This is a genomic window from Pseudomonas sp. 14A, from assembly GCF_018132745.1.
GTDB lineage: Bacteria > Pseudomonadota > Gammaproteobacteria > Pseudomonadales > Pseudomonadaceae > Aquipseudomonas > Aquipseudomonas mercuritolerans.
In genome coordinates, this window is sequence record NZ_JAGRQJ010000003.1 from 211,519 (window position 1) to 224,622 (window position 13,104).

A 13,104-nucleotide genomic window follows, 5' to 3' on the forward strand; every position below is an offset into this window, starting at 1 on the left:
ATGATGTCCGACCCGTGCGCACAGGGCGCCGATTGAGGTTGAGCATGCAGGCCGTAGAAGTGAAGAGCTTCCTTGAAGGAAAGCTGCCAGGAACGCTGGTAGAAGTTGAAGGCGAAGGCTGCAACTTCCAACTGAACGTGATCAGCGATGAACTGGCGGCGTTGAGCCCGGTGAAGCGTCAGCAAAGCATCTATGCCCATTTGAACCCATGGATCGCCGATGGCAGCATCCACGCGGTCACTATGAAATTTTTCAGCAGCGCGGCCTGGGCCGAGCGCACCTGAGCCCTAGGGCGTCGAGATACTAATGGATAAATTGATTATTACCGGTGGCGCTCGTCTTGATGGCGAGATCCGCATTTCCGGCGCGAAGAACTCCGCCCTGCCGATTCTGGCCGCGACCTTGCTGTGCGATGGCCCGGTCACCGTTGGCAACCTGCCGCACCTGCACGACATCACCACCATGATCGAGCTGTTCGGGCGCATGGGCATCGAGCCGGTGATCGACGAGAAGCTCAGCGTCGAAATCGACCCACGTACCATCAAGACCCTGATCGCGCCGTACGAACTGGTGAAAACCATGCGCGCGTCGATCCTTGTGCTCGGCCCGATGGTCGCGCGTTTCGGTGAAGCCGAAGTCGCACTGCCTGGCGGTTGCGCCATTGGTTCGCGTCCGGTCGACCTGCACATCCGCGGTCTGGAAGCCATGGGCGCGGTCATCGACGTCGAAGGCGGCTACATCAAGGCCAAGGCGCCTGAAGGCGGCCTGCGCGGCGCACACTTCTTCTTCGACACCGTCAGCGTGACCGGTACCGAGAACATCATGATGGCCGCTGCACTGGCCAAAGGCCGCAGCGTGTTGCAGAACGCCGCTCGCGAACCTGAAGTGGTCGACCTGGCGAACTTCCTCAATGCCATGGGCGCCAAGGTTTCCGGTGCTGGCACCGACACCATCACCATTGATGGCGTCGAGCGTCTGGGTTCGGCCTTCTACAAGGTCATGCCTGACCGTATCGAAACCGGCACCTACCTGGTCGCTGCTGCCGTCACCGGTGGCCGCGTCAAGGTCAAGGACACCGATCCGACCATTCTCGAAGCAGTGCTGGAAAAGCTGCGTGAAGCCGGTGCGGAAATCACCTGCGGTGAAGACTGGATCGAGCTGAACATGCACGGCAAGCGCCCGAAAGCGGTCAACGTGCGCACCGCGCCGTACCCGGCGTTCCCGACCGACATGCAGGCCCAGTTCATCTCGCTCAACGCCATTGCCGAAGGCACCGGTGCGGTGATCGAGACGATCTTCGAAAACCGCTTCATGCACGTGTACGAACTGCACCGCATGGGCGCGCACATCCAGGTTGAAGGCAACACTGCCATCGTCACCGGTATCGAGAAGCTCAAGGGCGCGCCAGTCATGGCCACCGACCTGCGCGCATCGGCCAGCCTGGTGATTTCGGCGCTGGTTGCCGAAGGCGACACGCTGATCGACCGCATCTACCACATAGACCGTGGTTACGAGTGCATCGAAGAAAAACTGCAAATGCTGGGTGCCAAGATCCGCCGCGTTCCGGGCTGATCGCTGCATCGGGACACAAGGACGTGTCCACTGAATTCGTTTCGAGTCGAGGGTGTACGCACCCTCGATGTGTGTCCGGCGCCAATTGCGACCGGGCATGAGTACCTTGATAAGGACTGACGTTTCCCATGTTGACCATCGCACTGTCCAAGGGCCGCATCCTTGACGACACCCTGCCGCTTCTCGCTGAAGCGGGCATCGTGCCGACCGAGAATCCGGACAAGAGCCGCAAGCTGATCATTCCCACGACCCAGGACGACGTGCGTCTGCTGATCGTGCGTGCCACCGACGTGCCGACCTATGTCGAGCATGGCGCGGCCGACCTCGGCGTCGCCGGTAAGGACGTGCTGATGGAATACAGCGGCCAGGGCCTGTACGAGCCGCTGGACCTGCAGATCGCCCAGTGCAAGCTGATGACCGCCGGCAAGATCGGCGCGGCCGAGCCCAAGGGCCGTCTGCGCGTGGCGACCAAGTTCGTCAACGTTGCCAAGCGTTATTACGCCGAGCAGGGCCGTCAGGTCGACATCATCAAGCTGTACGGCTCGATGGAGCTGGCGCCGCTGATCGGCCTGGCCGACAAGATCATCGACGTGGTCGACACCGGCAACACCCTGCGCGCCAACGGCCTGGAGCCACAGGAACTGATCGCCACGATCAGCTCGCGTCTGGTGGTCAACAAGGCTTCGATGAAAATGCAGCACGCCCGAATCCAGGCGTTGATCGACACCCTGCGCAACGCAGTGGAATCGCGACACCGCGGCTGATCTACCAGCGCGGCCCGAGGCCGCGCCGTCTATCCGCCTCATAGCCAGAATTCTCAGGTGCCCAAGCGGATCGAATGCTAGTTTCGGGCGCCTGAGTTTTTTTGCCAATTCCTATGAGGCTCTCGCTATGACCGCACCGACTGCAATTCGCCGACTCAACGCTGCTGACCCGGATTTCGCGCATCATCTGGATCATCTGCTGAGCTGGGAAAGTGTGTCTGACGACTCGGTCAATCAGCGCGTGCTCGACATCATCAAGGCTGTGCGCGAGCGCGGTGACGCGGCGCTGGTCGAATTCACCCAGAAGTTCGACGGTCTTGAAGTCGCCTCGATGGCCGACCTGATCCTGCCGCGCGAGCGCCTTGAACTGGCCCTGACCCGCATCACTGTGCCGCAACGCGAGGCCTTGGAAAAAGCCGCCGCCCGCGTGCGCAGCTATCACGAAAAACAGAAGCAGGATTCCTGGAGCTACACCGAGGCTGACGGCACCGTGCTGGGCCAGAAAGTCACGCCACTGGATCGCGCAGGCCTTTACGTGCCGGGCGGCAAGGCCTCGTATCCGTCGTCGGTATTGATGAACGCGATTCCGGCCAAGGTGGCCGGCGTGACCGAAGTGGTCATGGTCGTGCCGACCCCGCGCGGTGAAATCAACGAGCTGGTGCTGGCCGCTGCCTGCATCGCCGGTGTCGACCGCGTGTTCACCATCGGCGGCGCGCAAGCGGTTGCCGCCCTGGCGTACGGCACCGAAAGCGTGCCGCGTGTCGACAAGGTTGTCGGCCCGGGCAATATCTATGTGGCCACGGCCAAGCGCCATGTGTTCGGCCAGGTCGGCATCGACATGATCGCCGGCCCTTCGGAAATTCTTGTGGTCTGCGACGGCCAGACCGATCCGGACTGGATTGCCATGGACCTGTTCTCCCAGGCTGAGCACGACGAAGACGCGCAAGCGATTCTGGTCAGCCCCGACGCCGAGTTCCTCGACAAGGTGGCTGCGAGCATCGACAAACTGCTGCCGACCATGGACCGCGCGACCATCATCGAAACTTCGATCAATGGCCGAGGTGCGCTGATTCAGGTGAGCGACATGGCCCAGGCCATCGAAGTCGCCAACCGCATCGCCCCGGAACACCTGGAATTGTCGGTCGCCGATCCACAGGCCTGGCTGCCGCAGATCCGCCACGCCGGTGCGATCTTCATGGGCCGCCACACTTCCGAAGCGTTGGGCGACTACTGCGCCGGCCCGAACCACGTGTTGCCGACTTCCGGCACCGCGCGTTTCTCCTCGCCGCTGGGCGTCTACGACTTCCAGAAGCGCTCGTCGATCATCTTCTGCTCCGAGGCCGGCGCTTCCGAGCTGGGCAAAACAGCATCGGTACTGGCCCGTGGTGAATCGCTGAGCGCCCACGCACGCAGCGCCGAATACCGCCTCAAAGACCAAGACTTTCTGAAAGGGCAGGGGAACTGAGCGATGAGTAAATTCTGGAGCCCGTTCGTCAAGGACCTGGTGCCCTACGTGCCGGGCGAACAGCCGAAGCTGACCAAACTGGTCAAGCTCAATACCAATGAAAATCCGTATGGCCCGTCGCGAAAAGCGCTGGCGGCGATGCAAGCCGAGCTCAACGACAACCTGCGCCTGTATCCGGACCCGAACAGTGATCTGCTGAAAAACGCCGTGGCCGAATACTACGGCGTGCAAACCAGTCAGGTGTTCCTCGGCAACGGTTCGGACGAAGTGCTTGCGCACATCTTCCACGGCTTGCTGCAACACGATCAGCCGCTGCTGTTCCCGGACATCAGCTACAGCTTCTATCCGGTTTACTGCGGTCTGTACGGCATTGAATTCGACGCGGTGCCGCTGGATGCGCAGTTCCAGATCAACCCGGCCGATTACGCCAAACCGAATGGCGGGATCATTTTCCCCAACCCGAACGCGCCGACCGGATGCCTGCTGGCGCTGGACGCGGTCGAGCAAATCCTCAAGGCCAGTCCTGATTCGGTCGTAGTCGTGGATGAGGCGTACATCGACTTCGGCGGCGAGACGGCGATCAGTCTGGTGGACCGCTATCCGAATCTGCTGGTGACGCAGACGCTGTCCAAGTCACGCTCGCTGGCCGGCCTGCGTGTCGGTCTGGCGGTAGGGCATCCGGACCTGATCGAAGCGCTGGAGCGGATCAAGAACAGCTTCAACTCCTATCCACTGGATCGTCTGGCGATTGTCGGCGCGGCGGCGGCTTTTGCCGATCGCGAGTATTTCGACAAGACCTGTCGTCAGGTGATCGAGAGCCGCGAATGGGTGGTGGCGCAGTTGCAGGCCAAGGGCTTTGAAGTGCTGCCGTCGGCGGCCAACTTCATCTTCGCTCGCCACCCGCAGCATGATGCGGCGGGCCAGGCGGCCAAGCTGCGCGAGCAGGGCGTGATCGTGCGGCACTTCAAGCAGGAGCGGATTGCGCAGTTCCTGCGGATATCGGTGGGGACGCCTGAGCAGAATCAGGCGTTGATCAACGGCCTTGGCGACCTCTAAAAGCAAAAGCCCCTCACCCTAGCCCTCTCCCAGAGGGAGAGGGGACTGACCGAGGCGCACTTTAGAGTTGCACCGACGTGAGATACCGAGTCGAACTCCAGTGTTGAAAAGCAAACAGATCGGCTCCCTTTCCCCCTCGCCCCCTTGGGGGAGAGGGCTGGGGTGAGGGGGATGGTATTCAGATCGAACATGGATTTTGAAAACGACCCTTGCTCACTCGTGATGCGGCTCGCCAAGGAAGGTCAGTGAGGTAAACAAACCTCTACTTTCCACATCCACACTGCCCTTCACCGGCACTTCAACCTGCGCCGCAATCACATTCAACCCTTCATTACGCACCAGCACCTGCGCACGCCCATCCTTGTCGGTCTCGGTGCTCAGGGTGTTTGGCGCGCTGCGATAGTCGCCATATAACTTCACCCCCGCCGCCGGTTTGCCATCGAGCAGCACCCGCACCGGCAATGAGTTGCCCGGCCCGACCGTCAGCGGATCGACCTCCGGCAGGATCAGCAGTTTGATCTGCTCCAGTTTCGGCAACTTCGCCCCCGGCTGATAGATCGCCAGGCTGTACTTGAACGTCTGCGTGGCCTCGGTGGCGCCGGGTACTTTGCTGCGTCCTTCGTTGATCCACTTCTTGTCCGCCGTCTGCGACCACATGCCGTTGTTCAGCGCCACGGCCATCAGCGCCGGCGGCTTCAATGGTTTCAAACGGGCATGATCGGCCAGGCGCTCGACGCTGACCGGGATCATTTTGCCGCTTGCGTCATAAGCCCAGGCACCGCTGATTTTCTGCGCCTTGAAGGCGTTGTCTTCGGCGCCGTGACCGTAGACCACTTCGATGTTGCCGCGTCGCTCCTCTGTCCACAGGCCGTGGGCCGACACCTGACCGGTGAACAGCGCAGCGATGAGCAGAAGGGATTTGCCGTAGTGCATGGTGACGTCCTTTTACAGGTTGAGTGTCAGGCTGACAGTGAAATTGCGTGGCTCGCCGGGGTTGACCCAGTAGTTGCTGTAGGAGCGCTCGTAGTATTTCTCGTCGAAGATGTTGTTCAGATTCAGGCCGAGCGTGACGTTGTCGCTGGCCTTGTAATGGGCGAGCAAGTCGACGGTCTGGTAGGCCGGCAATTCGAAGTCGCTGCCGGATTCGCCGGAGCGGTCGCCGACGTAGGTGAACGCTGCGCCGACGTCTGAACCGCGCAGACGGCCGTCCTGAAATTCATACACACCCAGCAGACTGCCGCTGCGTTTAGCCACGCCGAGGATGCGGCTGCCGGTAGGAATGGTCGCGTCGCCCTTGGTCACCTCGGCGTCGATGTAGGCGAAGGCGCCGATCACCCGCACTGCGTCGGTCACCTGACCGCTCACTTGCCAATCGAAACCCTGACTGCGCGCCTTGCCCATGGCGCGGCTGGTGTCGGTGCCCGGATCGAGGGCGAGAACGTTTTCCTTGTCAATGTGGAAGAAGGAGAGGGTGCTGCTCACCCGCTCATCGAACAGCTCGTTCTTGATCCCCACTTCGTAACCGACGCCTTCTTCCGGGTCGAAGGATTTGCCCGATGCATCCAGGCCGTTGTTCGGTTTGAACGAGGTCGAGGCGTTGGCGAACAGGCCGGTGTTCGGCGTGAGCTGATAGAGCAGGCCGGCGCGTTGAGTCAGTGCGTCGTGGCGCTGCTGGCTTTTGGCGTTGCGGCTGTGATCGTCGATGCGCTGATCGAAATGCTCGAAGCGCGCGCCGACCATGCCGCGCAGCTTGTCGGTGATGATGATCTGGTCCTGCAGATTCAGCGCATGACTTTCGACGTGTTCAAAGAAGTCGGTGCCCGAGCGTGCGTCGTTGGGCTTAGGCTGACCGTAAACCGGCTTATAGATGTCGATGGCGTAGGGGCCGCCAGCAATGGTGGTGACGCGTTCGTCCTTGCGGTAATTCTCGTACTCGGTGCCGATCAGCAATTCGTGCTGCCACGGGCCGAGGTCGAACAGACCGCGCAGTTCCAGTTGGGTGATGCTGTCGTGCCAACTCGTATCGCGTTCGCGCAAGCGGCGATTGACCGTGTGGCCGTCGGCGTTCAGCGCGCGTTGTTCCGTGGCGTCGCCCCAGAGTTTGCCTTCCTTGTAGTGACTGGCCAGACGCAGTTTCCAGCTGTCGTTCAGATGGTGCTCAAGGGTGGCCTGGAGCAGGTTGTTGTGGTTGTCGATGTTGCCGTCGTTGGGCTCGCCCAAGAACGTCGAGCGCGATACGCCGCTCCACTTGTTGTTCGGCGCCACCACGCCACGATCGAACGTCGAGTTGTGACGGACGATTTCGCTTTCCACCAGCAGCGAGGTGTCCGGGTTCAACTGCCAACTGATCGAAGGCGCGACGAATACCCGCTGGCTGTCGACGTGGTCGCGAAAGCTTTTGTTGTCTTCCACGGCGAGGTTGATGCGCGAGAGCACATTGCCCTGATCATCAAGGGGCGTGTTGACGTCCAGCGCGGTGCGGTAGCGGTCCCAACTGCCGGCGCTGGTCTGCAGAGTGGTGAACGCTTCAGGCTGCGGTTTCTTGGTGACGATGTTCACCGTGCCGCCGGGATCACCCCGGCCGTACAGGCTGGCGGCAGGGCCTTTGAGCACTTCGATGCGTTCTATATTGGCCGCATCTGGCGTGCTCGGGTAACCGCGATTGGCGCTGAAACCATCCTTGTAGAACTCCGAGGTGGTGAAGCCGCGCACGCTGTATTCGTACAGGGTCAGGCCGCCGAAGTTGTTTTGCTTCGACACGCCGCCGGCAAAATCCAGCGCGCGTTCAACGCTGGTGCGGCCCAGATCCGAGAGCACACTGGCCGGCACGACGCTGATGGCTTGTGGGATATCGCGAATCGCCGTGTCGGTTTTGGTCGCACTGGCCGAGCGAGTCGCGCGATATCCGCTGACCGGGCCGGTGGGTGATTCGTAGTCGGAAGTGACGCTGATGGCTTCCAGCTCAACGGGCTGCGGCTCATCGGCGAAGGCGGGATCGCAGAGCAAACCCAGAGTCAGGCCCAACAGCGAGGCCTTTTTGCGAGACGACATGTTATGTTGTTCCAATTGCTAGAATTGAAACAATATAACATGCCCGTTGAGAATGTCTGTTATTCGCGCCGCTGGCGCGAAAACATTTTTACTCTTCTTTTTCTTTCACCGGTGCCGGTGGGGGACGCAGGCCGATTTCAGCGGTCAACTTCAGCTCCTTGCCGTTGCGCATGACCTGAATCGTCACCTTGTCGGTCGGTTTGATCCGCGCCACCTGGTTCATCGAGCGGCGACCATCGCCGGCGGGCTCGCCATCGATGCTCAGAATCACATCGCCCAGTTGCAGGCCGGCTTTCTGCGCCGGGCCGTCACGGAAGATCCCCGCGACGACAATCCCCGGTCGCCCGGACAAGCCAAACGACTCCGCCAGTTCCTGCGTCAGCGGTTGCACTTCGATGCCCAGCCAGCCGCGAATCACCTGACCGTGCTCGATGATCGACTTCATCACTTCCATCGCCAGTTTCACCGGGATGGCAAAACCGATGCCTTGCGAGCCGCCGGACTTGGAAAAGATCGCCGTGTTGATACCGGTGAGGTTGCCGTTGGCGTCGACCAGCGCACCGCCGGAGTTGCCCGGGTTGATCGCCGCATCGGTCTGGATGAAGTCTTCGTAGTTGTTCAGGCCCAACTGATTACGGCCGGTGGCGCTGATGATGCCCATGGTCACGGTCTGGCCGACGCCGAACGGGTTGCCGATGGCCAGCGCGACGTCGCCGATGCGAATGCTGTCGGAGCGGCCGACGGTGATTGCCGGGAGGTTTTTCAGGTCGATTTTAAGGACAGCGAGGTCGGTTTCCGGATCGCTGCCGATCACCCGTGCCAGCGTCTCGCGACCATCCTTGAGCGCCACGACGATCTGGTCGGCGCCGCTGGTGACGTGGTTGTTAGTGAGGATGTAGCCTTCCGGGCTCATGATCACCCCGGAACCGAGGCTCGATTCCATGCGCTTCTGTTTCGGCGAATTGTCACCGAAGAAGCGGCGGAACTGCGGATCCTCGAACAAGGGATGCGCCGGTTTGTTGATGACCTTGGTGGTGTACAGGTTGACCACCGACGGCGCGGCGATGCCCACCGCATCCGCATAGGACACCGGTCCCTGTTGCACGATCGTGGTCTGAGGGGCCTGTTGCAGATTGACGTCGAGGCTCGGCAGCCCGACCCACTCGGGGTAACGCTGAATAATCAACAGAGCGATAAGCACACCGGCCAACAGCGGCCAGCCAAAAAAACGCAGCGCCTTGAGCATTAAGCACGTTCCTGGAAAGGTTGCAGGCGAGGTCAGACCGCCCATAATGTCGCGCATTATACGAGGCCGCGCGCGCCTCTGAACGGGATATTTAGGAGTCTTTCATGGCCGTTGCCCTCAGCACCCTCGTCGAAGAAGCCGACCGTTACCTGGGCAGTGCGAAAATTGCCGATTATTGCCCCAACGGATTACAGGTCGAAGGCCGCCCGCAGGTGATGCGCATCGTCAGTGGCGTCACCGCCAGCCAGGCGTTGCTCGATGCCGCCGTCGAAGCCGACGCCGACCTGATCCTGGTCCACCACGGTTATTTCTGGAAAGGCGAAAACCCTTGCGTCACCGGCATGAAACAGCGCCGCTTGAAAACCCTGCTCAAGCACGACATCAGTCTGCTCGCCTATCACCTGCCGCTGGATCTGCACCCTGACGTCGGCAACAACGTGCAACTGGCGCGTCAGCTCGACATCACTGTCGAAGGTCCGCTCGACCCGAGCAATCCGAAAGTCGTCGGGCTGGTCGGCTCGCTGAATGAGCCAATGACTGCGCGGGATTTCGCGCGCAAGGTGCAGGAAGTCATGGGGCGCGAGCCGCTGCTGATCGAAGGCAGCGGCATGATCCGCCGCGTCGGCTGGTGCACCGGCGGCGGCCAGGGCTATATCGATCAGGGCGTGGCGGCGGGGGTCGATCTGTTCATCAGTGGCGAGGCCTCCGAGCAGACTTTCCACAGTGCGCGGGAAAACGACATCAGCTTCATCGCCGCCGGCCACCACGCTACTGAACGCTACGGCGCGCAGGCGCTGGGCGAGTATCTGGCGAAGCGCTTTGCCCTTGAACACATCTTCATCGATTGCCCGAATCCGATCTGAGCTCGCCGCAAACTCCTGTGGGAGCGAGCCCTGCTCGCGAACGCCTCAGACCTTCAATACAAAGGTGCCTGACAATCCGCTTTCGCGAGCAGGCTCGCTCCCACATTCGGCCCTGACGGGCCGAACTGGTGGGCATATTCATATACCCTTTCGATCTAGTTGGCGTCCTGATTAGAAGAGGACGCTGTGCTAGGATTCCTCGCTCGAACACGGCCCGCTGGCCGTTCATAAGAAAGCTTTCGTGAGTAGCCATGGTCGACAAACTGACGCATCTGAAACAGCTGGAGGCGGAAAGCATCCACATCATCCGCGAGGTGGCCGCCGAGTTCGATAACCCGGTGATGCTGTACTCCATCGGTAAAGACTCCGCCGTGATGCTGCACCTGGCACGCAAGGCGTTCTTCCCGGGCAAACTGCCGTTTCCGGTGATGCACGTCGACACCCGCTGGAAATTCCAGGAAATGTACAAGTTCCGCGACAAGATGGTCGAAGACTTGGGCCTGGACCTGATCACCCACATCAACCCCGATGGCGTGGCGCAGAACATCAACCCGTTCACCCACGGCAGTGCCAAACACACCGACATCATGAAAACCGAAGGCCTGAAACAGGCACTCGACAAGCATGGTTTCGACGCAGCGTTCGGCGGCGCCCGTCGCGATGAAGAGAAATCCCGCGCCAAAGAGCGCGTGTACTCGTTCCGCGACAGCAAGCACCGCTGGGACCCGAAAAACCAGCGTCCGGAGCTGTGGAACGTCTACAACGGCAAGGTCAACAAGGGCGAATCCATTCGTGTGTTCCCGTTGTCGAACTGGACCGAACTGGACATCTGGCAGTACATCTACCTCGAAGGCATCCCGATTGTGCCGCTGTACTTCGCCGCCGAACGCGAAGTGATCGAGAAGAACGGCACGCTGATCATGATCGACGACGAGCGCATCCTCGAGCACCTGTCCGACGAAGACAAAGCGCGCATCGTGAAAAAGAAAGTGCGGTTCCGCACCCTTGGCTGCTACCCGTTGACGGGCGCGGTGGAGTCCGAGGCCGAAAGCCTGACGGACATCATTCAGGAAATGCTCCTGACGCGAACTTCCGAGCGCCAGGGCCGTGTCATCGACCACGATGGCGCCGGCTCGATGGAAGACAAAAAACGTCAAGGCTATTTCTAAGGGGCTGTCATGTCGCATGTTTCTGATTTGATCAGCGAGGACATCCTCGCCTACCTGGGCCAGCACGAACGTAAAGAGCTGCTGCGCTTTTTGACCTGCGGTAACGTCGATGACGGCAAGAGCACCCTGATCGGGCGCCTGCTGCACGACTCGAAAATGATCTACGAAGATCACCTCGAAGCGATCACCCGCGATTCGAAGAAAGTCGGCACCACCGGTGACGACATCGACCTGGCATTGCTGGTCGACGGTCTGCAGGCCGAGCGTGAGCAGGGCATCACCATTGATGTCGCTTACCGATATTTCTCCACCGCCAAGCGCAAATTCATCATCGCCGACACCCCCGGCCATGAGCAGTACACCCGCAACATGGCCACCGGTGCGTCCACCTGTGACCTGGCGATCATTCTGGTCGACGCCCGTTACGGCGTGCAGACCCAGACCCGTCGCCACAGCTTCATCGCTTCCCTGCTGGGTATCAAACACATCGTCGTCGCCATCAACAAGATGGACTTGAAGGACTTCGACGAAGGCGTGTTCGAGTCGATCAAGGCCGACTACCTGAAGTTCGCCGAAGGCTTGAAGATGAAGCCGACCAGCATGCACTTCGTGCCGATGTCTGCCCTTAAAGGCGACAACGTGGTGAACAAGTCCGAGCGCTCGCCGTGGTACAAAGGCCAGTCGCTGATGGAAATCCTCGAGACTGTGGAAGTGGCGGGCGACCGCAACTTCACCGATCTGCGTTTCCCGGTGCAGTACGTCAACCGTCCGAACCTGAACTTCCGTGGTTTCGCCGGCACCCTGGCCAGCGGCATCGTGCACAAGGGCGACGAAGTCGTGGTGCTGCCGTCGGGCAAGAGCAGCCGCGTGAAGTCCATCGTCACTTTTGAAGGTGAACTGGAACACGCAGGCCCAGGTCAGGCGGTAACGCTGACCATGGAAGACGAAATCGACATCTCCCGTGGCGACCTGTTGGTGCATGCCGACAACGTGCCGCCGGTCACCGACAGCTTTGAAGCGATGCTGGTGTGGATGGCTGAAGAGCCGATGCTGCCGGGCAAGAAATACGACATCAAACGCGCCACCAGTTACGTGCCGGGCTCGATCGCCAGCATCGTCAACAAGGTCGACGTCAACACTCTGGAAGAAGGCCCGGCGAGCGCGTTGCAGCTCAATGAAATCGGCAAGGTGAAGATCGCACTTGATGCGCCGATCGCCCTCGACGGTTACGAAAGCAACCGCACCACCGGCGCGTTCATCGTTATCGATCGCCTGACCAATGGCACCGTTGGCGCTGGCATGATCGTCGCTCAGCCTGTAGCGCACGGCACTGCCACGCATCACGGCAAACTGGCGCACGTGGCGACCGAAGAGCGTGCCCAGCGCTTCGGCCAGCAACCGGCCACCGTGCTGTTCAGCGGCCTGTCGGGCGCGGGTAAAAGCACCCTGGCATACGCGGTCGAGCGCAAGCTGTTCGACATGGGCCGCGCGGTGTTTGTACTGGATGGCCAGAACCTGCGTCATGACTTGAACAAAGGTCTGCCACAGGATCGCGCCGGGCGTACCGAGAACTGGCGTCGAGCCGCCCACGTGGCGCGTCAGTTCAACGAAGCGGGGCTGCTGACCCTGGCCGCGTTCGTTGCGCCGAGTGCCGAAGGTCGCGAGCAGGCCAAGGAACTGATCGGCAAGGATCGCTTGCTGACGGTCTATGTGCAGGCCTCGCCGACCGTGTGCGCCGAGCGTGATCCGCAAGGGTTGTATGCGGCGGGTGGCGATAACATTCCGGGTGAGTCTTTCCCGTATGACGTGCCGCTGAATGCTGATCTGGTGATTGATACCCAGTCGCTGACGCTGGAAGAAAGCGTCAAGCAAGTACTGGATCTGTTGCGTCAGCGTGGTGCGATCTAAGGTAGAAGCA

The 13,104-nt window shown here is 60.8% G+C and carries 11 protein-coding genes; 8 read left to right on the forward strand and 3 right to left on the reverse strand.

The window, feature by feature from the left end:
• Nucleotides 1-44: 44 nt before the first annotated feature.
• From PS14A_RS03615 to hisC, 5 genes are all read left to right on the forward strand, one after another.
• Nucleotides 45-284: a BolA family protein gene (locus PS14A_RS03615; protein WP_039769303.1), complete on the forward strand. Its 240-nt coding sequence runs from the start codon at nucleotides 45-47 to the stop codon at nucleotides 282-284.
• A gap of 22 nt (nucleotides 285-306) precedes the next feature.
• A complete protein-coding gene (murA, locus tag PS14A_RS03620; protein ID WP_016771669.1) occupies nucleotides 307-1,572 on the forward strand; it encodes a UDP-N-acetylglucosamine 1-carboxyvinyltransferase in 1,266 nt (421 codons plus the stop codon).
• 128 nt (nucleotides 1,573-1,700) lie between these two features.
• Complete coding sequence (hisG, locus tag PS14A_RS03625; protein ID WP_016771668.1) at nucleotides 1,701-2,336, forward strand: ATP phosphoribosyltransferase; 636 nt, start codon at nucleotides 1,701-1,703, stop codon at nucleotides 2,334-2,336.
• A gap of 127 nt (nucleotides 2,337-2,463) precedes the next feature.
• A complete protein-coding gene (gene hisD, locus PS14A_RS03630) occupies nucleotides 2,464-3,801 on the forward strand; it encodes a histidinol dehydrogenase (protein WP_212615329.1) in 1,338 nt (445 codons plus the stop codon).
• A gap of 3 nt (nucleotides 3,802-3,804) precedes the next feature.
• Nucleotides 3,805-4,857 carry a histidinol-phosphate transaminase gene (gene hisC / locus PS14A_RS03635; protein WP_212615330.1) on the forward strand — a complete coding sequence of 351 codons (1,053 nt, stop codon included), beginning with the start codon at nucleotides 3,805-3,807 and terminating at the stop codon, nucleotides 4,855-4,857.
• 213 nt (nucleotides 4,858-5,070) lie between these two features.
• Here hisC and PS14A_RS03640 read toward each other — a convergent pair whose 3' ends face one another.
• From PS14A_RS03640 to algW, 3 genes are all read right to left on the reverse strand, one after another.
• On the reverse strand, nucleotides 5,071-5,790 hold the full coding sequence (locus tag PS14A_RS03640; protein WP_212615331.1) for a DUF4198 domain-containing protein: 720 nt from the start codon (nucleotides 5,788-5,790) through the stop codon (nucleotides 5,071-5,073).
• A gap of 12 nt (nucleotides 5,791-5,802) precedes the next feature.
• On the reverse strand, nucleotides 5,803-7,908 hold the full coding sequence (locus PS14A_RS03645; protein ID WP_212615332.1) for a TonB-dependent siderophore receptor: 2,106 nt from the start codon (nucleotides 7,906-7,908) through the stop codon (nucleotides 5,803-5,805).
• Nucleotides 7,909-7,996: 88 nt separating this feature from the next.
• Entirely contained in the window at nucleotides 7,997-9,154 is a 1,158-nt protein-coding gene (gene algW / locus PS14A_RS03650; protein ID WP_016770590.1) for a Do family serine endopeptidase AlgW, read from the reverse strand.
• Between the two features lie 104 nt (nucleotides 9,155-9,258).
• Here algW and PS14A_RS03655 point away from each other — a divergent pair, with 104 nt between their 5' ends.
• The 3 genes from PS14A_RS03655 (at nucleotide 9,259) to cysN (ending at nucleotide 13,094) form a co-directional block, all read left to right on the forward strand.
• Nucleotides 9,259-10,017, forward strand: a complete 759-nt coding sequence (locus PS14A_RS03655; protein ID WP_212615333.1) for a Nif3-like dinuclear metal center hexameric protein — start codon at nucleotides 9,259-9,261, stop codon at nucleotides 10,015-10,017.
• Nucleotides 10,018-10,268: 251 nt separating this feature from the next.
• Nucleotides 10,269-11,186, forward strand: a complete 918-nt coding sequence (gene cysD / locus PS14A_RS03660) for a sulfate adenylyltransferase subunit CysD (protein ID WP_016771664.1) — start codon at nucleotides 10,269-10,271, stop codon at nucleotides 11,184-11,186.
• Between the two features lie 9 nt (nucleotides 11,187-11,195).
• Entirely contained in the window at nucleotides 11,196-13,094 is a 1,899-nt protein-coding gene (gene cysN, locus PS14A_RS03665) for a sulfate adenylyltransferase subunit CysN (protein WP_212615334.1), read from the forward strand.
• The last annotated feature ends 10 nt before the right edge of the window (nucleotides 13,095-13,104 follow it).

What these genes read in the sequence shown, in the direction of transcription:
- PS14A_RS03615 (WP_039769303.1), top strand. Translation starts at nt 45, where the DNA reads ATGCAGGCCGTAGAAGTGAAGAGCTTCCTTGAAGGAAAGCTGCCAGGA.
- murA (WP_016771669.1), top strand. Translation starts at nt 307, where the DNA reads ATGGATAAATTGATTATTACCGGTGGCGCTCGTCTTGATGGCGAGATC.
- hisG (WP_016771668.1), top strand. Translation starts at nt 1,701, where the DNA reads ATGTTGACCATCGCACTGTCCAAGGGCCGCATCCTTGACGACACCCTG.
- hisD (WP_212615329.1), top strand. Translation starts at nt 2,464, where the DNA reads ATGACCGCACCGACTGCAATTCGCCGACTCAACGCTGCTGACCCGGAT.
- hisC (WP_212615330.1), top strand. Translation starts at nt 3,805, where the DNA reads ATGAGTAAATTCTGGAGCCCGTTCGTCAAGGACCTGGTGCCCTACGTG.
- PS14A_RS03640 (WP_212615331.1), bottom strand. Translation starts at nt 5,790, where the DNA reads ATGCACTACGGCAAATCCCTTCTGCTCATCGCTGCGCTGTTCACCGGT.
- PS14A_RS03645 (WP_212615332.1), bottom strand. Translation starts at nt 7,908, where the DNA reads ATGTCGTCTCGCAAAAAGGCCTCGCTGTTGGGCCTGACTCTGGGTTTG.
- algW (WP_016770590.1), bottom strand. Translation starts at nt 9,154, where the DNA reads ATGCTCAAGGCGCTGCGTTTTTTTGGCTGGCCGCTGTTGGCCGGTGTG.
- PS14A_RS03655 (WP_212615333.1), top strand. Translation starts at nt 9,259, where the DNA reads ATGGCCGTTGCCCTCAGCACCCTCGTCGAAGAAGCCGACCGTTACCTG.
- cysD (WP_016771664.1), top strand. Translation starts at nt 10,269, where the DNA reads ATGGTCGACAAACTGACGCATCTGAAACAGCTGGAGGCGGAAAGCATC.
- cysN (WP_212615334.1), top strand. Translation starts at nt 11,196, where the DNA reads ATGTCGCATGTTTCTGATTTGATCAGCGAGGACATCCTCGCCTACCTG.